Origin of the sequence: Nocardia abscessus NBRC 100374 (assembly GCF_000308455.1) — a bacterium.
Lineage (GTDB): Bacteria > Actinomycetota > Actinomycetes > Mycobacteriales > Mycobacteriaceae > Nocardia > Nocardia abscessus.
Window position 1 is genome coordinate 1 of the sequence record NZ_BAFP01000132.1, and the last position, 23,003, is coordinate 23,003.

The following is a 23,003-nucleotide window of genomic DNA, read 5'->3' on the forward strand; positions in this document are numbered from 1 at the left end:
AACGGGAGGTCAGGTAGTCGACCACGACCACGGTGCCGCCGTTGGCCAGCGCGCACCACAACTCCCACACCGAGAAGTCGAACGCGAAGGAGTGGAACAGCGTCCACACGTCGGTTTCGTCGAACTCGAACAGCGACTGGGTGTTGGCGAACAACTCCACCACGTTGCGGTGCGCCACTCCGACACCCTTGGGCACACCGGTGGAACCGGAGGTGTAGATGACATACGCCAGGTGGTCCGGACGTAGCGGCGTCAGGCGCTCGCGGTTGCGGACCCGTGCGTCGTCGTAGCCGGTGGTCTCCTCCAGCAGAAGCACCGGGACATTGCCCACGGGTAGGGACTCCCGCTCGGTGGCGGTGGTCAGGATGGCGACCGGGGCGGCGTCTTCGAGCATGAACTCCAGCCGCTGCACCGGATAAGTAGTGTCGATCGGCAGATACGCCGCACCCGCGGTCAACACACCCAACAACGCGACCGGTAGTTCCTCGGTGCGCGGCACCGCCACGGCCACCAGCGATTCCGGACCCGCGCCGTGGGCGATCAACGCCCGCGCCACTTGGTTGGCGCGCCGATGCAACTCACCGAAGCTCAGGCTGGTGTCGGCGTAGCGGATCGCGATCGCGTCCGGACGGGAACGAGCTTGGGCGGCGATGACCTCGACCAACGTCACTTCCGGCACGATCGCACCCGGAGTGGACCACTCGTGCAACACCAACTCGCGCTCACCCGCGGCCAGCACATCGATATCACCGACCACCACCGACGCATCCGCCGCCACCGTGGCCAGGATCCGCCCGAACCGATCCGCGAAATCCTGCACCGTCGCCGGATCGAACAAATCCGTGGCATAAGTGAACGCCGCCGACAACCCTTGCGGCTGTCCGTGCCGATCGATGTCCTCGGCCACCGCCACCTGCAGATCGAACTTCGCCAACGGCACCGCCAGATCCACCGCCGACACCGACAGTCCCGGCAACTCCAGTTCGGTACGCGCCAGGTTCTGGAAGGTCAACATCACCTGGAACAACGGATGCCGCGCCGGCGACCGCACCGGATCCAGCAACTCCACCAACCGCTCGAACGGCACATCGGCATGCCCGAACGCCTCCACATCCACCGACCGCACCCGGCCCAGCAACCGGTCGAACCCCACCCCGGGATCGATCTCGGTCCGCAACACCAGCGTGTTGACGAACATGCCGACCAGATCGTCCAGTTCTGCCTCACCCCGCCCGGCTACCGGCGTTCCCACCGCGATATCCCGGCTCCCGGACAACCGCGCCAGCAACACCGCCAACGCCGTGTGCACCACCATGAACAACGTCGCATTGTGCTCGTGCGCTACCCGCACCAACCCCGCGTGCACCCGCGCGTCCACCTCGAACGCCAACGTCGCACCCCGATGCGACGCCACCGCCGGACGCGCCCGATCCGCAGGCAACTCCAACTGCTCGGGCAACCCCGCCAATCCGCTACGCCAGAACGCGATCTGCTGCGCGAGCACGGACTCCGGGTCATCCTCGTCGCCCAGGACCTCACGCTGCCACAACGCGAAATCCGCGTACTGCACCTCCAACGGCGCCCACCCCGGCGCGCCACCGCGCGTGCGCTCCACATACGCACTCATCAAATCCCGCGTCAACGGACCCATCGAAAAACCATCCCCCGCGATGTGATGCACCACACACACCAGCACATGCTCCGACTCGCTCAACGCGATCAACCGCACCCGCACCGGCGGCGCCACCGTCACATCGAAACCCTCCCCCACCGCGGCGGCCACCAACGCCGGCACCTCCGACTCCCCCGCGCGGCGCACCATCACATCCGGCACCGCCCGCGCATCCCCCACCGGCAACACCACCTGGTAACCCACACCATCCACATCCGGATAAACCGTGCGCAGCACCTCGTGCCGCTCGGCCAGATCCCCCACCGCCGCCCGCAATGCCGCCACATCCAACCGCCCCGACAACCGGACCGCGACCGGAATATTGTTCACCGCGCTACCCGGATCGAACCGGTTCAAAAACCACATCCGCTGCTGCGCGTACGACAACGGCACCCGCTCCGGCCGCGGCTGCGCCACCAACACCCGGCCCGCCGCCGACCCCGCATGCGCCTCTACCCGCGCCGCCAGCCCCGCCACCGACGACACCTCGAACAACAACTGCACCGGCACCCGTACACCCAACGCCGCACCCACCCGCGCCGCCGCCTGCGCCGCCAACAACGAATTCCCGCCGAGCTCGAAGAAATCGTCGTCCGCACCCACGCGCCCGTCCTCCTCGGGCACCAGCAACGTCGCGAACACGTCCGCGACGATCTCCTCCACCGGCGTCGACGGCGCACGAAACGCCCGCGCGGCGAACACCGGCTCGGGCAACGCCGCACGATCCAGCTTGCCCACCGGCGTCAACGGGATCGACTCCAACGTCATGATCGACGCCGGGATCATGTACGCGGGCAACGATTCGCCGAGGTACTCGGCGAGCACGCCGGTGTCCACGTCGGCTCCCGGCCGCGGCAGCACGTAGGCCACCAGTGCGGTCGCACCCGATGGCAGCGTCTTGCCGAGGGTGGCCGCGAAGTCGACGTCCGGGTGGCTGGTGAGCGCGTTGTCGATCTCGCCCAGTTCGATGCGGAAACCGCGGATCTTCACCTGGAAGTCCGAGCGACCCAGATATTCGATGACACCGCCGTCCTGGCCCGCGGACTCGGTGCGGCGCACCAGGTCGCCGGTGCGGTACAGCCGGGCGCCCGGGTTGCCGGTGTCGGCGCCGAACGGGCTGGCGACGAACCGCTCGGCGGTCAGGCCCGGCCGGTTCAGATAGCCCTGCGCCAGCGCGGGACCGGATAGATAGAGTTCGCCGACCACCCCGGCAGGCACCGGTCGCAGCCGCGAGTCCAGCACGAACGCGCCGACTCCCGGGATGGCCGTGCCGATCGTGATGGGCTCGTCCGGCGTCATCGGCGGCGTGCTGGTGGCGAGGATCGTCGCTTCGGTGGGCCCGTAGCCGTTGTAGAACTCGTGCTCGTCTGCCCAGCGGCCGAGGAGTTCCGGACCGAATTTGTCACCGGCCACCACGACGGCCTGCAGGTCCTCCAGACCCGCCGGGTCCACCGATTCCAGCGCGCCCGGCGTGATGAGCATGTGCGTGACGCGCTCGCGCCGCAGCAGATCCGCCAGCTCGAAACCGCCGAATACGGTCGGCGGCGCGATCACCAGCGTCGCTCCGGAGGAGAAGGCCAGCAGCAGTTCGAGCACCGAGACATCGAAGTTCGGCGAGCAGACGTGCAGCACGCGCGACTCTTCGGTCACCCCGTAGTGCTCACGCTCCGCGGCCACCAGCCCGGCCAGGCCGCTGTGCGTGACGACGACGCCCTTGGGCTTGCCGGTCGAGCCGGAGGTGTAGATGACGTAGGCCGGGTGCCGCTCGTCCAACGGGCGGACCCGGTCGGTGTAGGAGATGGGATGCTCCGGGCGCGCGGCGATGCGAGCGGACTGCACCGGGTCGTCCAGCTCGATCCAGTACACGCCGGTGCCGAGCACCGCGCGGTGCGCCGAGGTGGTCAGGCCGACCGTGGCGCCGGAGTCGGCGACGATGTGATTGATGCGGTCGGTGGGATAGGTCGGGTCCACCGGCACGTAGGCCGCGCCCGTCTTGGCGATGGCCCAGACCGCGAGCACCGACTCCACGCTGCGCGAGATTCCGATGGCTACCACGTCGCCGGGGCCCACACCGCGTTCGATCAGTTCCCTGGCCAGCCGGGAGGACGCCGCGTCCAGCTCGGCGTAGGTGAGCTCCCGGTCGTCGGCCGGGTCTCCCGTCGGGTTGAACCGGATCGCGACCTCGGTGGCGGCGGACTCGACGGCGGCGGTGAGCAGCTGCGCGAAGAGCGGACTGCCCGACCTGCGGCGACGGCTACCGCGAGCGGAACGACGGGCGGTTTCCATTCGAGTGCATTCACCTCTCGCATCGAGCCAGGACCCGGGCCCTACCCTGCTCAGGGCTTGATATCCGGGGCCAGCGCGGACCGGGCAATCATATAAGGGACTGACCACTGAACCCGCGCGCTGTATTGGATTGCCGCGGCTGCCGCCACTGCGGTCCGCGCCCCCTACTTCCGTGCTGTCCTCTCGTCGGACACCGCCCACTCCCCCTGAAATCGGTGTCTTGCCTGATCGCCTGCCGTTATATCGGCGCGGGGCCGGTCATGTTGCAGGGTTACCCGGATCGGTGAACATGTTCACAACCATCCGCGCCGGGTGGCTTGCACCCCCGCCTGGAATCTCGTGCTCGCGCCGAGACGCTCCAGCAGCCGGGCGGTCCGGCGGACCACGGTGCGCCGCGACATCCCCAGCCGGCGCGCGATGGTGTCGTCGGTCGCGCCGAGTCCCATCAGGGTCAGGATCGCGCGGTCGCGTTCGTCCAGCGCCTCCGCGGCCGGATTCACCGAGATGGGCGCGGCCATCGCCCACAAGACGTCGAAGGTCTTGATCAACAGCTCGAGCGTGGGCGAGCCGGTGATGCGCAGACCCATCGGGTCGGGCCTGCGCTCGTCGGCGTGCAGCACCAGGCTGGCCCGCTCGTCGTCGCTGATGATCAATTTGAACGGCGGCTCCGGCAGCGTTCTGGCCTGCGCACCGCTGGCGTTGGTGGACAGGGCGTGGCGCAAGCGCTCGGGATCCTGGTAGACGGTGTCCTGGTACAGGGTCTGATAGCGGATGCCTTCGCCGAGCCTGGCCCGTTTGAGCTCGAACAACTGGCGCTCGCGTTCCGGATCGCTGAGATAGGGGCCGCGCTCGACCAGCTTGACGCAGCTGCGCGCGGCCGTCTGCATCTCCTCGAAATCCGCGAGCATCTCCAACCGCTCGTACACCGGCACCACGGCGCCGTTACCGCGTGGCGAGCGCCGCACCGAGCGGAACGTCTCGCTCAGCCGCGCGGCGGCAGCGTGCATCTGGTTGATCTCCTGTTGTCTGCGCCGCGCCTCGGCTTCGGACAACGATTCCGGTGCGTGCGCGTCCCACAGCGATTCGCCGTCGGGCGACTCGATGCGGACCGCGGCACGCAATTCACACAACACATCCAACGAGTCCGCCGCGAGGTCTTCCGAAACGCCCAGGTACTGCGCGATATCGGCGAGACTCGACCGGGGATGGTGCACCAGCACGGCGTAGACGCGGCCGTGCGGTGACCCAGGCTCGAAGATGTCGCCCAGCTCGATCACGGCCCGAGCCTAGCGACCGACCGGTGTCCGTGTGGCCGCTCTACGAGACGCGCGCACGATCCGCTTCCTCCGCGATCGGGACGCGGGAAGCTCCACTGTGCGCAACCGAGCGCTCGTCGGAATATCAAGCCGGACAGGAAAAGTCAGTGTGTGGACGGGCCCCAGCCCAAAGGCACGCCCTTGGCGGCCAGATACGGCATCGGGTCGATCTTGGTGCCTGCCTGATCCCAGATCTCCAGGTGCAGGTGCGGACCGGTGGACTGCCCGCGGTTGCCGACGGTGGCGATCACGTCGCCCGCGTTCACCCGCTGACCCGCGTGCACGAACATCTCGTTCACGTGTCCGTAGACCGCGGTGGTGCCGTCGTCCTGCAGCACGCGCACCCACAGGCCGAAACCGGAGGCGGGGCCCGCCTCGATCACCGTGCCGTTGCTGACCGAGTGGATCGGCGCACCGAGCGCGTCGGCGAAGTCGATGCCGTAGTGCATGGCACCCCAGCGGCTGCCGAAGCCGGAGCTGACCGCACCGGCCACCGGGCGGACCGCGGACGCCGGGGGCGCCGGCGCGACCTGCTGCTGCACACCCTTGAGGACCTCCTCGGCATGGGCCAAGGGTCCGGCGATCTCCGGAGGAAGATTGGGAATGCCGAACGGGGCGGCGACCGGGGCCGCGATCTGGCCCGCGACCGCGGCGGGCTCGGGCGCGACCTCGGCGACCGGCTCGGCGGCGGCCTTCGCCTCGGCGACCGGCAGGATGCTCGAGCCCTTCACGACGGTGGGCGCGGCCTGCTCGTCCTCGTCGCTGCCGTGCGAACCGGGCAGCAGCGGCGACGCGTAGGCGAGCGCCGGAGCGGCCTGGCTGGCGGCGCCGATGAGGGCGCCCGCGGCGACGGCGGCGGTGGCGGCGGCTTTCACCCGCTCGGTGGCGGACGGCTCGGCGCGGTGCCGCTTCGGACGGCCCGCTTCGCCGCCCTCGCCGAGGAGGCTCTGGACGGTAATGGAACTGGGGCCTACACGGTGCTGCGACAAAGCTGAGTCCTCGGTCGTAGAACAGGGTCCGGGATGCCTGCCCGTCCCACCGGTTCGATAACGATCCGATTAAGCCGGGCGATAACGGTTTGGCATCCGTCGTGACGGGAACTCTACCTCGTCGTGACCATTCCGCAACCTTCCAGCGGAAAAACGCTGGTGAGGCCCGGGTCACATGTCCAGATGGGCGAGACTTGTTCCGTGATCCTCGACCACTTGGACGTTCCGATCGTGCTGGCCCCGATGGCGGGCGGCCCATCCACTCCCGAACTGACCGCCGCGGTGGCCGAGGCGGGCGGTTTCGGACAGCTGGCCGCCGGTTATCTGAGCGCCGCCGACACCGCGGCGCGCATCGCCGCGACCCGCGCCGCCACCGGCAAACCGTTCGGCGTGAACCTTTTCGTACCCGGCCCCGCGACGCCCGCCGCCGACCTGGCGGACTATCTCGCCGAACTCGGCGCCGATCACGAACTCGGGGAGCCGCGATTCGACACCGACGACTGGGACGCCAAGCTCGATCTCCTCGTCGCCGACCCGGTCGCGGCCGTGTCGTTCACCTTCGGCTGCCCCAGCGCCACCGAAGTCGCGCGGCTGCGCGCCGCGGGCTCGGAAGTGTGGGTGACCGTCACGTCGGTCGCCGAGGCTCGCATCGCGGTCGACGCGGGCGCCGACGCGCTCATCGCCCAGGGCGCCGAGGCGGGCGGGCACCGCGCGACGTTCGTGGACCGCCCGGACGACGACGCGACCGACCCGCTCGGCCTGTTGGCGCTGCTGCAACTGCTCACCGCCGCCACCGACCTGCCCTTGGTGGCCACCGGCGGCCTGGCGACGGGCGCGGGCATCGCCGCGGCGCTCGCGGCGGGCGCCACCGCGGCGCAACTGGGCACCGTGTTCCTGCGCTGCCCCGAGGCGGGCACCAACCAGGTGCACCGCGCCGCCCTGGCCGCGGACACCCCCACCATGCTCACGCGCGCGTTCACCGGACGCCGGGCGCGCGGGCTGCGCAACCGATTCCTGGTGGAGCACACCGCGACCGCGCCGACGGGATACCCGGAGATCCACTACGCCACCGCCCCGCTGCGGGCCGCCGCACGAGCGGCGGGCAACTCCGATGAGGTCAACCTCTGGGCGGGTCAGACACACGCGCTGACACCGGAGCTACCCGCGGGCGAACTGGTCGCGACGCTGGCCGCGGCCGCGAAAACCGCTCTGGAGACAGCTCTTTCGCGCCGGATCCAGCATTGTTGACAACGAGTTTCGTTTAGACTCGAATGGCATCGCACGACGTCCAGCACTGGAGGAGAGCGCCATGTCCCTTGATGTCCCCACCGCACTACTCGAACGCGCCGAGCGCGGCGAGGTCGACGACGCCGACTTCGTCGAGGTCGTCCGCACCTCGCTGCCCTACGCGTGGGAAGTCGTGAGTCGGGTCGCCGGTGAACTGCGTTCCGGCACCGAGGAATACGCCGACAACACCATCGCACCGCCGGACGAGGTGGCCCGCGGACAACTGCTGCGCGCCATGGCCTCCGACGCCATTCGCGGTGGCCTGGAGCGGCACTTCGGCGTAAAGCTCGCCTTCCAGAACTGCCACCGGGTCGCCGCCTTCCCGCTCTCCGCGGTCGGCGGCGAGACCTACACCACCTTCATCGGCACCCGGGCCCAGCTGCTGAACCAGAACCCGGAACTGCGCAACTGCTGAGTAGCACGAGCTGAACACCCGGCGCGGCAAACCGTTTCGGCCCGCGCCGGGTTTTTCGTGTATGCGGCCGGGTGCGGCCGCGCGTCGCCACCGGCCACCGCGCTGCTGTTCGCGTAGGGTGAACCGCCATGAGCAGCAACGATCTTCGCGATGAGGTCGAAGTCCGGCTCGCACCGTGGCAGCAGCAGCTCGGGCCCGACCGCGCCGCCTACACCAATCACGTGCTGCGCGTCCTGACGCTGTGCGACCTGCTGGCCGCCGACCAGCAACCCCGGCCGAGCGCCCGCGAGGAGTTCCTGACCGCGGCCACCCTGCACGACATCGGCATCTGGTCGGCGGGCAGCTTCGACTATCTCGCCCCCTCCTGCGACCAGGCGCGCGCCTGGCTGGCGAGCATCGACCGCGACGACCTGAGCGAGCTGGTGGTGTCGATGATCGACCAGCACCACCGAGTCCGCCCGGCGGGCCCGCCGCACGATCCGGTCGAGATCTTCCGGCGCGCCGACGCGATCGACGTCGAGCTCGGCTTGCTCGGCCGGTTCGGCATCTCCCGCGGAACCTACCGCGAGCTGGCCAAGCGGTATCCGAACCGCGGCTTCCACCGCAGGCTCGTGCAGCTGGCCGCGCGGCGGTTGCGGACCCACCCCGCGTCACCACTGCCGATGCTGAAGTGGTGACGCGGGCGACCGGGTTCAGCCGAGTGTGGTGACCTCCAGGTCGCCGTCGGCGTACTGGCTGCGCAGCCGCTTCTTGTCGAACTTGCCCACGCTGGTCTTGGGGACCTCGGCGATGAATGTCCAGCGTTCGGGCAGCTGCCATTTCGCGAACTTGTCGGCCAGGAACTCGCGCAGTTCCTCGGGTTTCACCTCGGCGCCCTCGGCGAGCACGATCGCCACCAGCGGGCGCTCGTCCCACTTCTCGTCCGGCACGCCGATCACGGCGGCCTCGGCGACCGCGGGGTGCCCGATCACGGCGTTCTCCAGATCCACCGACGAGATCCACTCGCCGCCGGACTTGATCACGTCCTTGGAACGGTCCACCAGAGTGAGGTAGCCGTCCTGGCTGATCTTGCCCACGTCGCCGGTACGCAGCCAGCCGTCGTCGAACTTCTCCGGATCGACCGCCGTGCCGTCCGGCGAGTAATAGGAGCCGGTGATCCACGGACCGCGTACTTCCAGCTCACCCAGCGACACTCCGTCGTTGGCGACGACGCTGCCGTCGTCGGCGACCAGGCGCGCCTGGACACCGGCCGGGAAGCGGCCCTGGGTCACCCGGTAGGCCCACTTGTCCTCGTCGGTGAGCGCGGTGGCGGGCGGATGCGCGACGCTGCCCAGCGGCGAGGTCTCGGTCATGCCCCACGCGTGCAGTACCCGCACGCCGTGCTTGTCCTCGAAGGTGCGCATCATCGAGGGCGGCACGGCCGAGCCGCCCACCACGACCGCACGCAGGTGCGTGATGTCCTGCGGGTTGGCCGCCAGCCCGGCCAGCACGCCGCCCCAGATGGTGGGCACCGCGGCGGCGAAGCTGGGCTTCTGCGCGGCCATGCACTCCAGCAGCGGGCCCGGCTGCAAGAACCGGTCCGGCATCAGCAGATTCGACCCGGACATCAGCGCCGCGTACGGCAGGCCCCACGCGTTCGCGTGGAACAGCGGGACGATGGCCAGGATGGTGTCGGTGCCCAGTAGTCCCATCCCGTTGTTCGCGCCGACCTGCATGGCGTGCAGCCAGTTCGAGCGGTGCGAGTACACCACGCCCTTCGGATCGCCGGTGGTGCCGGAGGTGTAGCACATCGCGGCGGCGGAGCGCTCGTCGATCACCGGGAAGTCGTAGGTGTCCGGTTGCGCGCCGAGCAACTCGGTGTAGGAGTGCACCTGGATACCCTCGGGCGCGGTGAGCGTCGCCGCGTCGCCATTGACCACGATGACGTGGCGCACGGTCGTCAGGTGCGGCAGGATCTGCCCGAACAGCGGCACCAGTGTGCCGTCCACCAGCACCACCTGGTCCTCGGCATGATTCGCCACGTAGACGACCTGCTCGGGGAACAACCGGATGTTCAGCGCGTGCAGCACCGCGCCCATCGCGGGCACCGCGATGTAGGCGACCAGGTGCTCGTTGTTGTTCCACATGAACGTGCCGACCCGGTCGCCGACCCCGATGCCCAACGAGCGCAGCGCGTTCGCCAACCGCGCCGATTCGGCGCCGACCTCGCGGTAGGTCATGGTGCGCACGCCGGTCCCGGTCCAGGTGGACACGGTCGAATCGCCGGCGAACGTCGATGCGTAGCGCAGCAACGTCGCCAACGACAACGGCTCGTCCTGCATAGTGCTCAACATCGGAACTCCTTTTTCTTCGGTGACTTCCCGTCAGAAAGCCAAGTCGGTTTCGGCCACCTTCGGGGTCTCCGATGTGATCCCGTGCAGCAACCCGAGCCAGCGGGTCACTTGGGGGTACGGAATCGGTTTGCCACTGGTGAGCACGGCGCACGACAGCGCGCGTTCGGGATGGGCCCACGCCACGTTTTCGGTGAAGCCGAGATGGACGAAGGCGCGGCGGGTTTCGGGACTGGACAGGCTGAGCGCCCGGCCGCCGGGCATCGGACCGTACCCGGAGCGGAGGTTCGTGCCGCGTATCAGGTCGGATGCGTGGATGGTCCGATGCACAGCGCTGCGGTATAGCGGTCGCATTCGCTGCGGGATGCGCTCGGCATAACCGCGAGCGAGGCCTACCTCGGCCGGGTCCACTTCCGCGCCGATCGACGCGACGTCGCCCAGATTTTCCGGGATGTGACTACGTCGGGCCAGGTGGAGCAGCTTCGGAAGGGTCGGTACACGCACCAGCATGGTTCAGCACGCACCGACCATGAGCCACATCACACCGGCGATGCTACCCAACGGTAGGCCGCCCCGGGCAAGGCCGACCGGGGAATCCACACGCATCGATCCGAAGGCGGGCGCCCTCAGTTCCCGCTGGTCAGCTCGGTGCCGCCCCCTCGGTGGCGGACGCCGCGGGCTCTATCCGCCCCCGGCACCACGACTTTAGGTGGCGGACGCCCCGGAGTTCCCGCCATCCCCATCACCACGACTCTCGGTGGCGCACGCCCGAGGTTCCAACTGCCCCCGGCACCGCGACTCTCGATGGCAGACGCCCCGGGGTTCCCGCCAGCCCCGACTTTCGGCAGCGGACGCCCTAGGTTTCCCCTGTCCCTGGCACTGCGACTCTCGCAGGCAGATGCCCCGGGTCCAGCCAGTCCAGCATCGCGACTCGCGGCGGCGGGCGCGCTAGGTTCCAACCGCCCCGGCACCGCGACTCTCGGCGGCAGATGCCCCGGGCCCCAGCCATCCCAGAACCACGACTCCCGGCAGCGGAAGCCCTAGGTTCCCACTGCCCCCGGCACCGCTGCCTCGGTATGCGCCGGATAAGCGTGCACCACAGCCGTGTCCAGCTTGGGCATTACGTGGGTGAGGGTGTGCTGGGCCTCGTGCGCGACGCGATGCGCGTCCGCGAGCGTGATCGTCGGGGCGACATCCAGTTCGACGTCGGCGTGCAGGCGATGGCCGATCCATCGCATCCGCAGGCTGCGCACGCCCTGCACACCCGGCTCGGCGGCCAGCGCCCGCTCGGCCGCGGTGACCAGATCCGGCTCGACGGCGTCCATCAACCGGCGCAGCACGTCGCGGGCCGCGGTCCGCAGCACCGCGAGAATCGCGACGGTGATCAGCAGTCCGACGATCGGGTCGGCGAGCGGGAACCCCAGCGCCACCCCACCGGCACCGAGCAGGACGGCCAGCGAGGTGAACCCGTCGGTGCGCGCATGCAGGCCGTCGGCGACCAGTGCCGCCGAGCCGATCCGCCGTCCCACCCGGATCCGGTACAGCGCGACCGTCTCGTTGCCCAGGAACCCGACCAAGCCGGCCGCGGCAACCCAGCCCAGATGCTCGATCGGCACCGGATCGAGCAATCTGCGCACCGCCTCGTACCCGGCGATCAGCGCCGACAGGGCGATCATCGCGACGACGAAAAGGCCGGCCAGGTCCTCCGCCCGGCCGAATCCGTAGGTGTAGCGCCGGGTCGCGGCCTTGCGTCCGAGGGCGAACGCGATCCACAGCGGCACGGCGGTCAGCGCGTCGGAGAAGTTGTGCACGGTGTCCGCGGCCAGGGCGACCGAACCCGACGCGGCGACGATCACCAGTTGCAGCACCGCGGTGCACCCGAGCACGACCAGGCTGATCTTGACCGCCCGGATGCCGACCGCGCTCGCCTCCAGCGCGTCGTCCATGCTGTCGGCGGCGTCGTGGCTGTGCGGGACGAAGACCTCCCGCAGTGCACCGACCAACCCCGACCGATGCGGGTGATGGTGCCCGGCTTGGTGCTGATGATGGGGGTGATGGTGATGATGCCGGTGGGTCATGACGCACTCGCCCCGTCCCGGCTGGTGAGTTCACGCACCGCGCCCACGCCGCGGTGATGCGCCGGCACACCGGGCCCCGCGTGTTCGGCGTTGTGCACCGCGTCCACGACCAACTGCCGGATGTGCTCGTTCTCCAGGCGATAGAAGATCGTCGTCCCCGATCGGCGGGTGTTCACCAACCGTGCCATCCGCAGTTTGGCCAGATGCTGCGACACCGAAGGCGCGGGCTTGCCGACCTGCCCGGCCAGGTCGTTGACCGAAAGCTCGCGGTCGACGAGGGCCCAGAGCACTTGCACCCGGGTCGGGTCGGCGAGCATGCGGAACACCTCGACAACCAGTCCGACTTGATCCTCCGCGAGCGGCGGTCGCAATTCCTGGCTATCTGCATTCATACGCAGATATTAGAACAGGCGAAGGCCCCGCACCAGCGCTCCGGGCCGATGTGCCGGCGGCACCCCCTGCGTTGCCGCCGACACACCGGTCGACCCCGAATTCGAACATTCTTTGTCTTAGTCGAGTGTGGCGTCGGTGCGCCAGGCCGGCGGACCGATATCACCCGAATGAGACAAACCAATTCCGCAGGTACCGGCACGATTTCGGTTCATCTCCGAGAGAACTGCCGTGACCAGCATGAATGCTGGGGCACCGCAGGGAAGTTCACGCACAACTGTGCACACAGCTGCACGTGCACCACGCCGGATCCGGCGTCCTCGCGACTCCAGCACGCACTCGCGGCCGGGCGCCACGCCGCCACCGTCGGGACATTGTGCACCGAGCGGCCCGCATGCGCGGGAATCCTGTCCAGACCGTGACCTTCGACCGTCTCCACCGGTCGGTCATCGCGACGTCGCCGCGCGCCGGCCACCGCGTTCGCGTGACCGCCCACCGGCACGGACGAGCCGGTGGCGGCACCCGGTTAGGGTGAATCACGAGAACGTACGAGCGACCCGCGGAGTAGACGACATGCCAGTGGATCGAATGCTGCCCACCCCCGAGGCCCGGGATCTGCTGGAGCTGACCCGCGACATCGCCGACAAGCTACTCGAACCGCGCGTGGCCGAGTGCGAGAAGACCGGAATCTTTCCCGACGGCGTCTTCCCCGCTCTGGGCGCCGCAGGACTGCTCAGCCTGCCGTATCCGGAGGAATACGGCGGCGGCGCGCAGCCATACGAGGTGTACCTGCAGGTGCTCGAGGAGATCGCCGCCCGCTGGGCGGCCGTGGCCGTCGCCGTCAGCGTGCACAGCCTGTCCTGTCATCCGCTGTTCGCCTTCGGCACCGAGGAGCAGAAGCAGCGCTGGCTGTCCGGCATGCTCTCCGGCGAGACCATCGGCGCCTACAGCCTGTCCGAGCCGCACGCCGGTTCCGACGCGGCCGCACTGCGCTGCCGCGCCACCCCGGTGGAGGGCGGCTACCGGATCACCGGCGCCAAAGCCTGGATCACCAACGGTGGCCGCGCCGACTTCTACACCCTGTTCGCCCGCACCGGTGAAGGCTCCCGCGGCATCTCCTGCTTCCTGGTCCCCCGTGACACCGAGGGCCTCGGCTTCGGCAAACCCGAGGAGAAGATGGGCCTGCGCGCCGTGCCCACCACCACCGCCACCTACGACGACGCGTTCCTGCCCGCCGAACGCCGTGTCGGCGCCGAGGGACAGGGCCTCTCGATCGCCTTCAGCGCTTTGGACTCGGGCCGCCTCGGCATCGCCGCGGTCGCCACCGGCCTGGCGCAGCGCGCCCTCGACGAGGCGGTCGCCTACGCCAAGGAGCGCGAGGCGTTCGGCCGCCACATCATCGACCACCAGGGTCTCGGTTTCGTCCTCGCCGACATGGCCGCCGCCGTCGACTCCGCGCGCGCCACCTACCTCGACGCCGCCCGCCGCCGCGACGCGGGGCTGCCGTACTCGCGCCAGGCCAGCGTGGCCAAACTCGTCGCCACCGACGCCGCCATGAAGGTCACCACCGACGCGGTCCAGGTCTTCGGCGGCTACGGCTATACCCAGGATTTCCCAGTCGAGCGCTACATGCGCGAGGCCAAGGTGATGCAGATCTTCGAGGGCACCAACCAGATCCAGCGCTTGGTCATCGCGCGTCAGCTCGCGGACAGCTGACGCCTCCTGGCGTGGCCGAAAATACCGATTGAATGACCGCGGATGTCTTCGGACCTGCGGATACTCTTCCGTACCCTCAAAGCATGACAACGCCGTCCATCATCATCATCGGAGCCGGATTCGGCGGGCTCGGCATGGCGCTGGAGCTGCGGCGGGCCGGGTTGGACAACTTCACCATCCTGGAGCGGGCCACCGACCTCGGCGGCGTCTGGCGGGAGAACACCTACCCCGGCGCGGCCTGTGACGTACCCTCCCCGCTGTACTCCTGGTCCTACGAGCCGAAATCCGATTGGCCCCGGCGTTTCTCCGAACAGCGCGACATCCACGGGTACATGCAGGGCGTCGCCGACAAGCACGGCCTGCGGCGCTTCATCCGATTCGGCACCGAGGTGCTCGACGCCGAGTTCGACGAGCAAACCGGCCAGTGGATCGTGCGCACGGCCGACGGTGCGCAACTGACCGCGGACATCCTCATCCCGGCGGTCGGCCAGCTCTCGCGCCCCGCGTTGCCCAACATTCCCGGCATCGACACCTTCGCCGGTCCCGCGTTCCACTCCGCCGAGTGGAACCACGACGTCGACCTGGCCGGCAAGCGCATCGCCTGCATCGGCACCGGAGCCAGCGCGATCCAATACATCCCGCGTATACAGCCGGCCGCCGCCCATCTCACGCTGTTCCAGCGCTCCGCGGCCTGGGTGCTACCGAAGGCCGACGTCCAGTACAGCCCCCTGCACCACGCGCTGTTCAAGTACTTCCCGCCCAGCCGCCTCGCCGAGCGCTTCGCCATCTGGTCGTTCTTCGAGGTGCTCGCCCTGGCGCTGACCGACATCCCGGGAATCAAGGCGCCGGTGATCGCGCTGGCCGACCGGCACCGGGCCAAGCAGATCCCCGACGCCGAATTGCGCGCGAAACTGACACCCGACTACGCGGCCGGATGCAAGCGCGGCCTGTTCTCCAACGAGTACTTCCCGGCGCTGGCGCAGCCGAACGTCACCGTGGAGACCACCGCCATCGAGGCGATCACCCCGACCGGGATCCGCACCGCCGACGGCGTCGAGCACGAGGTGGACGTCATCATCTACGGCACCGGCTTCAAGGGCACCGAGTTCCTCGCGCCGATGAACATCTACGGCCTCGGCGGGCGCAAGCTGGCCGACGTGTGGGCCGACGAAGGCGCCCGCGCCTACCTCGGCCTCTCCGTGCCCCAGTTCCCGAACCTGTTCATGATGTACGGCCCGAACACCAACGTCGGCTCCGGCTCGATCATCTACATGCTCGAATCCCAGGCCCGCTACATCCGCCAGGTCGTGCGGTACCTGACCGACCGCCCCGGCCGCTACCTCGCCGCCCGCGCCACCACCGAACAGCGCTGGGACGACTGGCTGCAGAACCGGTTGAAGGACACCCCCTGGAACTTCTGCTCCAGCTGGTACCGCAACGCCTCCGGCCGGATCACCAACAACTGGCCCGGCGCCACCGTCCTCTACCGCTGGAAGACAAGGAATTTCGACCCCGCCGACTACGACGAGGCGCAAGCGCCCGCCGCACACTGACCTCGCGCTCAGCCAGACCTCAGCTAGCCGCCAGTAAACTGGCGTTGTCCGAGGTCGAGCGGAAGAGGTACCCATGTCATGGCTGCTGATCGCCTTATTACTTGTAGCGCTGATCGCCGTACTGGTCTGGCAGATACGACTTAGCAAACAGCGCGGAGCCATCGAGTTGGCCGACGCTCTCGCCGACGCCCGGCAAGTGAACGAACGGCTGGGCGGTCAGGTCTACAGCCTCTCCGGTAGCAACGACGCCGCCGTCCAAGCGCTCGCCGACGCTTCCGAACGGCATCTCGCGGCCGGCTCCCAACTCGATCAGGCCCGCACGCCCACCCAGGCGCGGCTGGCAAAACAGACCGCGCTGGAAGGGCTCTACTACATCAGGGCCGCGCGGACCGCCATGAACATGGACCCCGGCCCCGCGATCGCGGCCCTCGACGGCCAGGACACCGCGGGGCAGGTCACCGAGAAGCGCGTCGTCGAATACGAGGGCAGGCAGATCGCGGCCGCACCCGGCCCTTCCTCGTCGACACCCAACTACTACCCCGGCGGCCGAGTGGCCGGGCGCCCCGTCCCCGCGGGCTGGTACTCCGAGCCCTGGTGGAAGCCCGCGATGGTCGCCGGCGCCTGGGGCATCGGCTCGGCCCTGCTCTTCACCTCCCTGTTCGCCGGGATGTCCGGAGTCGGCTACGACGCGCAAGGCTTCGAGAGCGGCTACGGCGAGGGTTTCCAGGACGGATCCGCCGCGGACGGCGGCGGCTACGACCCCGGATCCAACGAGGGTGGCGACTACTCCGGCGGCTTCGACGGCGGAGGCGGCTTCGACGGCGGAGGCGGCTTCGACGGCGGAGGCTTCTGATCCCTTCGTAACACCCTCAGGACAGCGATGCGGTCTCCGGACCCGTTACCCGGTAGACTGCGAACGTCCCGGGCGGGCCCGAGCCCACCCAAGCACGCCTTCGTAGCTCAGGGGATAGAGCACCGCTCTCCTAAAGCGGGTGTCGCAGGTTCGAATCCTGCCGAGGGCACTTGAAACATGGGCAACTTTTTGCGTTGTTGTCCCGCTTGCCCTGTTGTGCTGCGCATTGGTCTGGTCTAGGGCCGTATCCGACCCATGAAATAAGCGACGCGCTCGCCGAACTGAGCCGATACGCTCCATCCACCAACGGCAACAGTCACCAGCCGCAGGTCGCAGCCACCATGGTCGCGGCCGCCCTCCGGGCGATGAGTGAGGCGAATTCTTTCAGCTCTGTCGGAACACCTCCCTACCCGAGCATCGAGCCCGAGCTGAAAAGTTGGCGATCCCGAGCCCGGTGGATGCTCGAGGTCGGGAGAGAGCTGTCCAAGCTCGGAGTCATGGCACAGAAAGGTGCTCTCCACTATGACTTCTCCGCACGATGTTCACATTTCAGTTCTGGACACGGTCCCCATCACACAGGAGATGAACGCCGGGATGGCGCTGCGTAACGCTGTCGACTTGGCACAGTTCGTCGACGACCTCGGCTACAACCGATATTGGGTTCCTGAGCATCACGGAATGCCAGGCGTGGCCAGTGCAGCGCCGGCCGTCGTCAGCGAACGCGTCGCCTCGGTAACACGGCGGATCCGGGTTGGCGCTGGTGGAGTCATGCTACCCAACCACGCTCCTATCGTCGTAGCAGAACAATTCGGCACGTTGGAGGCTTTCCATCCAGGCCGTATCGACCTCGGACTTGGGCGCGCTTTGGGCGGGCCTCGTGAGATCACCGACCGCGTGCGCAGCGAGTCGGATCGCACAGCCAAACCGTTCCAAGATCAGGTCCGAGAACTGCTCGCGCTGTTCGACGCAGCTGACGGCGACGGCCGAATAGCTGCAGTGCCTGCTGAAGGCAGCAGACCTGAAATCTGGATGCTCGGTAGCAGCGACTACACCGCTCGAATCGCAGGCGGCCTCGGCCTGCCCTTCGCAGCTGCCCACCATCTGAAGCCGAGCAACACCATCGAAGCAGTCCGGGCCTACTTACGAACTTTCCAGCCTTCATCTCTATGTCCGAATCCACAGATCATGATCAGTGTCGCGGTTATCGTTGCCGACAGTGATGAGCAAGCCCAGTGGCTGGCCGGATCGCTGCGGATGAAGATCGCCCAACGACGGCAGGGGCACCCGATACGCCTACCCAGCCCGCAAACCGCTGAAACACACGGGCATTCGACAAACCGGCATACCGATGACAACTTGACCGGCGTCTTCGTCGGAGAGACCGCAACTGTACTCAAGGAATTACAGGCACTTATTCACGCGACTGGCGCTACCGAACTCTTGGTCAAGACCGACCTGTACGAGCCGGACGATCGACACCGCTCCTACGAACTGCTGATAAACAACAAGCACCAGCCTTTAACGATCAAGCCATCGACTTCACCGGGACGTCCCTGATTTCCATCCCAAGCCCGAACCGACGAGTGCGCGGGCCAGGGAACAAGAAATCTCGCGAAATCGCACTCCTGTTCGGCACACCAATGAATTAGCCCGGGACCTGCCGCAGATCGTGAGCGCAGTCAACTCGAGCGCGTGACGGGATACTAAGACGGTCTTGTCACGCGACAACCACTTCCGATATCTCGTAGGCACGCTCGGAGCCGTTCCCCATGAGGCAGGAACATCCGACATACCAGTTCATCGTGGCCGGGCCCGGCGTGCCGATTCTGGCAGCGATCACCAACCGGACCGACAACACTCCGGCCCTGGCAATTACGATGCACCCCGGAGGAGATGAACGGGGATCGAATGGCTTTGGACATCGTCGTACAGGACATCAACCATGCCGAGATCCACCGCTTCGGTGACGATGCGGACGAAACGCTGTTCAGGCTGTGCGCCGCGCAGCCCGAAACCACTTTGGTACGGGGCATCTACCGGTACGGCGACACCATGTTCAACCGGTACCAGCTCGGCTTGATCCTGGATCAGATCGAGGAGATCGAGGCACGGACCGATGCCGAGCGGCAGGCGGTCGACCTGCTGAAGCGGGCATTGTCGATCGCGCTCCGCGCCAACGGATATCTCCTGTTCGTCGGCGACTGACGGGGAGGACTGGTCAGGTAGCAGGCGAGCACGCAGCGTGAGCGACGGATCGCTGCCCGCTGAGCCGAGGTCGGGGCCAGCGATGCGTGCCGGTACCGTGCCGTTACACGATCTGTGGGCTGCTGGGGGAAGCGAATGACGAAAGAGGTTGGCGGGAAGCGGTTCCGGACGCCCGAGGACGCGCAGAAGCCGAGCAGGCAGTTGATTGCCGAGGCGATGGCGGCGTTCGCCGAGTTCGATAAACGTGCGGGGCGTCACCGCGATCGCTACCACGAGGAGGAGTCGGTTCCGCCTGGTGCGGGTGCGCTGGCGGTAATGCCACGCCGGGTGTATGGCGACCGCTCGGTGGACCAGTGGCCGGATAGTGCGGAGGAGCAGGCTGCACTGCAGGTTCGCGCCGAATCCGAGCGCCGCCTCCAGCACCGGATTCGAATCGCTCTGCAGTGGGCCGATATACCAGCGGCGATGCGCGCCGGATACGGCGAGGCCGGTGTATTGGAACTCGCTCGGCGGAACGCGTCTTTCGCCGAGGATGTCGACGACCTCGCCGACCACCTCAATGCGGCCGGGCTTCCGGCACGGCCGGGCGCGGTCTGGGACCGGCGCGCAGTGAGCGAAGCCATCGGGCTGCTGTGGCCGCAGGAGCGGGCCGGCGCGTGGCCGCGCGGAGAATTGGGCATGTACCCGGGCTACCTAGGCCCGTTACGCGACAGCCGGGTTTCATCACCCAGTCTCGGTGACCGCACCACCGGGCGGCCAATTCCGGTGCATGCGTTGTGGCGCGCGGTGGCCTGCCGGGTGGCCGGATAGCGGGGACGGCCTCAGAGGGTTGCAGTGCCCGGATTGCCTGACCGCCGGCGGGAGTACCGGCACCCGCGACACCGAGCACAGCATTATCGACTTGCATTGGATGATGGACCGATTCGCGCCCCGCCCGGTGGGCCCGTGTTACACGTGCGGCGCTGCGCGTGAGCTGATACCGCGCGGCTCCAGCGGCCCGGATCGGGTGCTGTACTGGACTTGCACGCTTGGGGACGCTCTGCGCCGCGACGAGCATTTCATGACGTCACTCGAACGCGCGGAGTGGGAATCGACGGCCGCCCACTATGCGTACTGGCTGGCCGTCGACATGCTCCGCCTGGCGTACTACAGCGGTGAGGTCACAGACCTTCCGTTCGGCGCCACCTATGTCGCCCGCGACGGTAGCGATGAACGGTGGGTCTACCGTCCGGGCGGCTGGGAACGGCGGGACGGCGACACCGCTACCGCCGCGGGTCGATAACGTCGCGATCGCTCGATCAGCGGAATTACCGTGAGTTCGCTGATGATCGGTGTCGATCCGTCGCCCATGCGGGCAGAGACTCGCGCGCCGCCAGCCACCCCTCCGGTATTCCGCGTGTCGCGCCTCGGCAGGCGATCCCGGTATGCGCTGCCACGATTCCACCGACAATCGCGGCCGTGGTGTCCACATCCCCTCCCGCTTCGACACACGCGGTGACGGCAGCCGGATAGTCGCCGAGGAAGCTCGCAGCCGCCCACAGCGTGAACGGCACCGTATCCTGCGCGCTGACTTGGGCGCCGTTGCCGAGTTCGTAGGCAGCTTCGGCCGCGGATCGACGGAGTAATTTTCGAGCGCGGCGGACACCTTCCGCAGTCCGACCATCGACCAGATACGGCTCCACCGCGTCCAGTAATTCATCGGGCGCACAATCTTTTCCACGTGCCGCTGCGGCGTAGCTGGCAGCGACGGCAACCGCCATGGCGCCAACGATCGCTTCCGGATGCCGATGGGTGACCTCGGCGGAAAGCGCAGCCTGCGCCGCTGCTCGATCCAGATCTCCGGCGAAATACGCCCCCAGGGGAGCGACTCGCATCGCAGCACCGTTTCCCCACGATCCGCGGCCGTTGAAAACAGCACCTGCTGCGTCGACCCAGGGACGGCCGTCGCGAATCTCGTGCAGCACAACGACTGTGCCCGCACCGTAGCCACGGTAGGGCTCACATCGATCAGCGAACACGGCCGCGAGCACGTCGCGGTCGATATGGCCACGGTCGCGGACTTCCGCATACACCGAACAGGCCATCTCGGTGTCGTCGGTCCATCGCCACGGGGGCGCTGGCGGTCGCCCGGCGCGAAGGTCGGGTACGGAGCGACCGGGAACAAAGAACTGTGCACCCAGCGCATCACCAACGGACAAACCCTCGAGGCTGTCATACGCGGTATCAGTGTTCGGCATGCTCAGACGATCCTGCCAACAAAAAGGCATCTACCGCAACACTCACGGAGGGCACATCGAAGAGGGGAACGAACACCGGGTAGTAGGACCGCCCACGCCGAACAACCCGTCCAGCCCAGGCAATGCCGTCGCCCCCGAGTCCTTCGATCCATGACGCCAGACTTCACCGGCCTCGCTGCAACACTATCCTTACTCCACCTGGCCTGTGTCTTGCCGATGATGTGGGCTTCGGGACTACCGCGGGCTTGGTTGACATCCGATCAGGGATGCCTCCGGTCCGCAGTGGACATCCGATATCACACCGCAGTCTGATTCCATCTCATACCAGGGGATTACGGGTAACGAGAATCCGGCCGATAGCTTCGGGGTATCGAAATCGGCGCCCGCTCCGACATCGACCGGCCGGCATCGTCGACGGACGGAGATGGCGTCTGGCGACTCAACTCTCAGGAAGATCTATGACGACATCTGCCTTGGTCCCCGAGTCATCTCCACGGTCACCGCAGCGCGGCGCCGACGGTGACTACGCCCGTCTGTTACGCCGGATCTCCGACGCGGGGCTGATGAACCGGCGTCCCGTCTACTACGCCGTCCGGCTCAGCCTCGTCGGGGCCGCGTTCGTAGCCGGCTGGGCGGCGTTCGTCCTCGTCGGCGATTCGTGGTGGACGCTGCTGGTCGCGGGGTTCATGGCCGTGTCGTTCGCGCAAATCGCACTCGTCATGCACGATGTCGCACACCGCCAAGTCTTCCGGTTACGGCGGCGGACGGAGCTCGTGGGACGACTCGTCGGCAACGCCGGCATCGGCCTGGGCTACGGCTGGTGGCAGGACAAGCACACCCGGCATCACGCCAACCCGAACCACGAGGAACTCGATCCCGATGTCGCGCCCGACATTCTGGTCTGGTCACAACAGCAGGCACGGTCCAGCCGCGGTCTGGCTCGTCTCATCGGGAGGGCGCAGGCGTTCCTGTTCTTCCCCCTCCTGTTGCTGGAGGGCCTGAACCTCCATGTGGCCGGCGTACGGGCGCTCAGGAATCGATCGGTCAAACACCGCGGGTTGGAGGGCGCACTGCTGTTCGGCCACTTCGCCGCCTACCTGGCCGCACTGTTCGCGGTTCTGCCCGCCGACAAAGCCTTCGCGTTCCTTGCTGTCCACCAGGGCCTCTTCGGCCTGTACATGGGCTGCATCTTCGCCCCGAACCACAAGGGCATGCCGACCTTGACCGGCGACGACCGCCCCGACTACCTCCGCCGCCAGGTGCTGACCTCCCGGAACGTGCGGGGTGGCGCGTTGACCGACTTCGCGCTCGGCGGGCTGAACTATCAGATCGAGCACCATTTGTTCCCGAGCATGCCGACACCGAACCTGCGTCACGCCCAGGTGATCGTCCGCGACTACTGCACCGAAATCGGCGTGCCCTACCACGAAACCGGGTTGATCTCCTCTTACCGCGAGGCGCTGAGACACCTGCACCACGTCGGCGCTCCCCTGCGCACTCCCGATCGAGACCCGGGTGCCGGAGTGCCACAACGCAATCGCTGAACACAAGCTGAGCATCACGACGCCCCGGACACACCGGGGCCGCTCCGCTCTGCGGCCCCGGTCATGTTCGTATGCTCGAAGGCGTACTCGTATCCCTCAACACGACGGACCGCGCTGGTCAGGTCGCCCGGG

The 23,003-nt window shown here is 67.9% G+C and carries 19 protein-coding genes and 1 tRNA gene; 12 read left to right on the top strand and 8 right to left on the bottom strand.

What is annotated here, in order from left to right:
- The 3 genes from ON19_RS26905 to ON19_RS43150 all read right to left on the bottom strand — a co-directional run.
- The coding region (locus ON19_RS26905) for a non-ribosomal peptide synthetase (protein WP_043698796.1) at positions 1–3,958 on the bottom strand (3,958 nt) is incomplete at its 3' end.
- 293 nt (positions 3,959–4,251) lie between these two features.
- On the bottom strand, positions 4,252–5,235 hold the full coding sequence (locus tag ON19_RS26910; protein WP_043698798.1) for a helix-turn-helix domain-containing protein: 984 nt from the start codon (positions 5,233–5,235) through the stop codon (positions 4,252–4,254).
- Positions 5,236–5,378: 143 nt separating this feature from the next.
- On the bottom strand, positions 5,379–6,263 hold the full coding sequence (locus tag ON19_RS43150) for a M23 family metallopeptidase (RefSeq protein WP_043698800.1): 885 nt from the start codon (positions 6,261–6,263) through the stop codon (positions 5,379–5,381).
- A 183-nt stretch (positions 6,264–6,446) separates the two neighbouring features.
- Between ON19_RS43150 and ON19_RS26920 the strand changes: the two genes are divergently transcribed.
- The 3 genes from ON19_RS26920 to ON19_RS26930 all read left to right on the top strand — a co-directional run bounded on the left by ON19_RS26920 (position 6,447) and on the right by ON19_RS26930 (position 8,642).
- Positions 6,447–7,511 (top strand): nitronate monooxygenase, encoded by a 1,065-nt coding sequence (locus ON19_RS26920; RefSeq protein ID WP_174377733.1) that lies wholly within the window; start codon positions 6,447–6,449, stop codon positions 7,509–7,511.
- 61 nt (positions 7,512–7,572) lie between these two features.
- Positions 7,573–7,965 carry an SCO5389 family protein gene (locus ON19_RS26925; RefSeq protein WP_043698802.1) on the top strand — a complete coding sequence of 131 codons (393 nt, stop codon included), beginning with the start codon at positions 7,573–7,575 and terminating at the stop codon, positions 7,963–7,965.
- A 128-nt stretch (positions 7,966–8,093) separates the two neighbouring features.
- Positions 8,094–8,642: an HD domain-containing protein gene (locus ON19_RS26930; RefSeq protein ID WP_043698804.1), complete on the top strand. Its 549-nt coding sequence runs from the start codon at positions 8,094–8,096 to the stop codon at positions 8,640–8,642.
- A 15-nt stretch (positions 8,643–8,657) separates the two neighbouring features.
- Here the strand turns inward: ON19_RS26930 and ON19_RS26935 are convergent, their stop codons facing one another.
- The 4 genes from ON19_RS26935 to ON19_RS26950 form a co-directional block, all read right to left on the bottom strand.
- On the bottom strand, positions 8,658–10,298 hold the full coding sequence (locus ON19_RS26935; protein ID WP_043698806.1) for a long-chain fatty acid--CoA ligase: 1,641 nt from the start codon (positions 10,296–10,298) through the stop codon (positions 8,658–8,660).
- A 30-nt stretch (positions 10,299–10,328) separates the two neighbouring features.
- Positions 10,329–10,559: a hypothetical protein gene (locus ON19_RS40745; protein WP_218006485.1), complete on the bottom strand. Its 231-nt coding sequence runs from the start codon at positions 10,557–10,559 to the stop codon at positions 10,329–10,331.
- A gap of 776 nt (positions 10,560–11,335) precedes the next feature.
- Entirely contained in the window at positions 11,336–12,373 is a 1,038-nt protein-coding gene (locus tag ON19_RS26945; protein WP_043698810.1) for a cation diffusion facilitator family transporter, read from the bottom strand.
- Positions 12,370–12,765 (bottom strand): ArsR/SmtB family transcription factor, encoded by a 396-nt coding sequence (locus ON19_RS26950; protein WP_043698812.1) that lies wholly within the window; start codon positions 12,763–12,765, stop codon positions 12,370–12,372. Before ON19_RS26950 ends, ON19_RS26945 begins: the two co-directional genes overlap by 4 nt.
- Positions 12,766–13,336: 571 nt before the next feature.
- Here ON19_RS26950 and ON19_RS26955 point away from each other — a divergent pair.
- The 8 genes from ON19_RS26955 to ON19_RS44020 all read left to right on the top strand — a co-directional run bounded on the left by ON19_RS26955 (position 13,337) and on the right by ON19_RS44020 (position 20,372).
- Positions 13,337–14,479 (top strand): acyl-CoA dehydrogenase family protein, encoded by a 1,143-nt coding sequence (locus ON19_RS26955; RefSeq protein ID WP_043698813.1) that lies wholly within the window; start codon positions 13,337–13,339, stop codon positions 14,477–14,479.
- 83 nt (positions 14,480–14,562) lie between these two features.
- On the top strand, positions 14,563–16,032 hold the full coding sequence (locus ON19_RS26960) for a flavin-containing monooxygenase (protein WP_043698814.1): 1,470 nt from the start codon (positions 14,563–14,565) through the stop codon (positions 16,030–16,032).
- 73 nt (positions 16,033–16,105) lie between these two features.
- A complete protein-coding gene (locus tag ON19_RS26965) occupies positions 16,106–16,885 on the top strand; it encodes a hypothetical protein (protein ID WP_043698815.1) in 780 nt (259 codons plus the stop codon).
- Between the two features lie 96 nt (positions 16,886–16,981).
- Positions 16,982–17,054 (top strand) — tRNA-Arg (locus ON19_RS26970).
- A gap of 353 nt (positions 17,055–17,407) precedes the next feature.
- The gene (locus tag ON19_RS40750; protein WP_083899662.1) at positions 17,408–18,442 is read left to right on the top strand and encodes an LLM class flavin-dependent oxidoreductase; all 1,035 of its coding nucleotides are present in this window, start codon (positions 17,408–17,410) and stop codon (positions 18,440–18,442) included.
- 336 nt (positions 18,443–18,778) lie between these two features.
- On the top strand, positions 18,779–19,090 hold the full coding sequence (locus ON19_RS26980; RefSeq protein WP_157229861.1) for a hypothetical protein: 312 nt from the start codon (positions 18,779–18,781) through the stop codon (positions 19,088–19,090).
- A 135-nt stretch (positions 19,091–19,225) separates the two neighbouring features.
- Complete coding sequence (locus ON19_RS44015; RefSeq protein ID WP_043698820.1) at positions 19,226–19,900, top strand: hypothetical protein; 675 nt, start codon at positions 19,226–19,228, stop codon at positions 19,898–19,900.
- Between the two features lie 250 nt (positions 19,901–20,150).
- The gene (locus ON19_RS44020; RefSeq protein ID WP_227954479.1) at positions 20,151–20,372 is read left to right on the top strand and encodes a hypothetical protein; all 222 of its coding nucleotides are present in this window, start codon (positions 20,151–20,153) and stop codon (positions 20,370–20,372) included.
- Positions 20,373–20,397: 25 nt separating this feature from the next.
- Here ON19_RS44020 and ON19_RS26995 read toward each other — a convergent pair whose 3' ends face one another.
- The gene (locus ON19_RS26995) at positions 20,398–21,327 is read right to left on the bottom strand and encodes an ADP-ribosylglycohydrolase family protein (protein WP_086006728.1); all 930 of its coding nucleotides are present in this window, start codon (positions 21,325–21,327) and stop codon (positions 20,398–20,400) included.
- 458 nt (positions 21,328–21,785) lie between these two features.
- Between ON19_RS26995 and ON19_RS27000 the strand changes: the two genes are divergently transcribed.
- A complete protein-coding gene (locus ON19_RS27000) occupies positions 21,786–22,871 on the top strand; it encodes a fatty acid desaturase family protein (RefSeq protein ID WP_051169351.1) in 1,086 nt (361 codons plus the stop codon).
- The last annotated feature ends 132 nt before the right edge of the window (positions 22,872–23,003 follow it).

Coding starts and splice junctions, on each gene's coding strand:
- ON19_RS26920 (WP_174377733.1), top strand. CDS start 6,447: ATGGGCGAGACTTGTTCCGTGATCCTCGACCACTTGGACGTTCCGATC.
- ON19_RS26925 (WP_043698802.1), top strand. CDS start 7,573: ATGTCCCTTGATGTCCCCACCGCACTACTCGAACGCGCCGAGCGCGGC.
- ON19_RS26930 (WP_043698804.1), top strand. CDS start 8,094: ATGAGCAGCAACGATCTTCGCGATGAGGTCGAAGTCCGGCTCGCACCG.
- ON19_RS26935 (WP_043698806.1), bottom strand. CDS start 10,298: ATGTTGAGCACTATGCAGGACGAGCCGTTGTCGTTGGCGACGTTGCTG.
- ON19_RS40745 (WP_218006485.1), bottom strand. CDS start 10,559: ATGCCCGGCGGCCGGGCGCTCAGCCTGTCCAGTCCCGAAACCCGCCGC.
- ON19_RS26945 (WP_043698810.1), bottom strand. CDS start 12,373: ATGACCCACCGGCATCATCACCATCACCCCCATCATCAGCACCAAGCC.
- ON19_RS26950 (WP_043698812.1), bottom strand. CDS start 12,765: ATGAATGCAGATAGCCAGGAATTGCGACCGCCGCTCGCGGAGGATCAA.
- ON19_RS26955 (WP_043698813.1), top strand. CDS start 13,337: ATGCCAGTGGATCGAATGCTGCCCACCCCCGAGGCCCGGGATCTGCTG.
- ON19_RS26960 (WP_043698814.1), top strand. CDS start 14,563: ATGACAACGCCGTCCATCATCATCATCGGAGCCGGATTCGGCGGGCTC.
- ON19_RS26965 (WP_043698815.1), top strand. CDS start 16,106: ATGTCATGGCTGCTGATCGCCTTATTACTTGTAGCGCTGATCGCCGTA.
- ON19_RS40750 (WP_083899662.1), top strand. CDS start 17,408: ATGACTTCTCCGCACGATGTTCACATTTCAGTTCTGGACACGGTCCCC.
- ON19_RS26980 (WP_157229861.1), top strand. CDS start 18,779: ATGAACGGGGATCGAATGGCTTTGGACATCGTCGTACAGGACATCAAC.
- ON19_RS44015 (WP_043698820.1), top strand. CDS start 19,226: ATGACGAAAGAGGTTGGCGGGAAGCGGTTCCGGACGCCCGAGGACGCG.
- ON19_RS44020 (WP_227954479.1), top strand. CDS start 20,151: ATGACGTCACTCGAACGCGCGGAGTGGGAATCGACGGCCGCCCACTAT.
- ON19_RS26995 (WP_086006728.1), bottom strand. CDS start 21,327: ATGCCGAACACTGATACCGCGTATGACAGCCTCGAGGGTTTGTCCGTT.
- ON19_RS27000 (WP_051169351.1), top strand. CDS start 21,786: ATGACGACATCTGCCTTGGTCCCCGAGTCATCTCCACGGTCACCGCAG.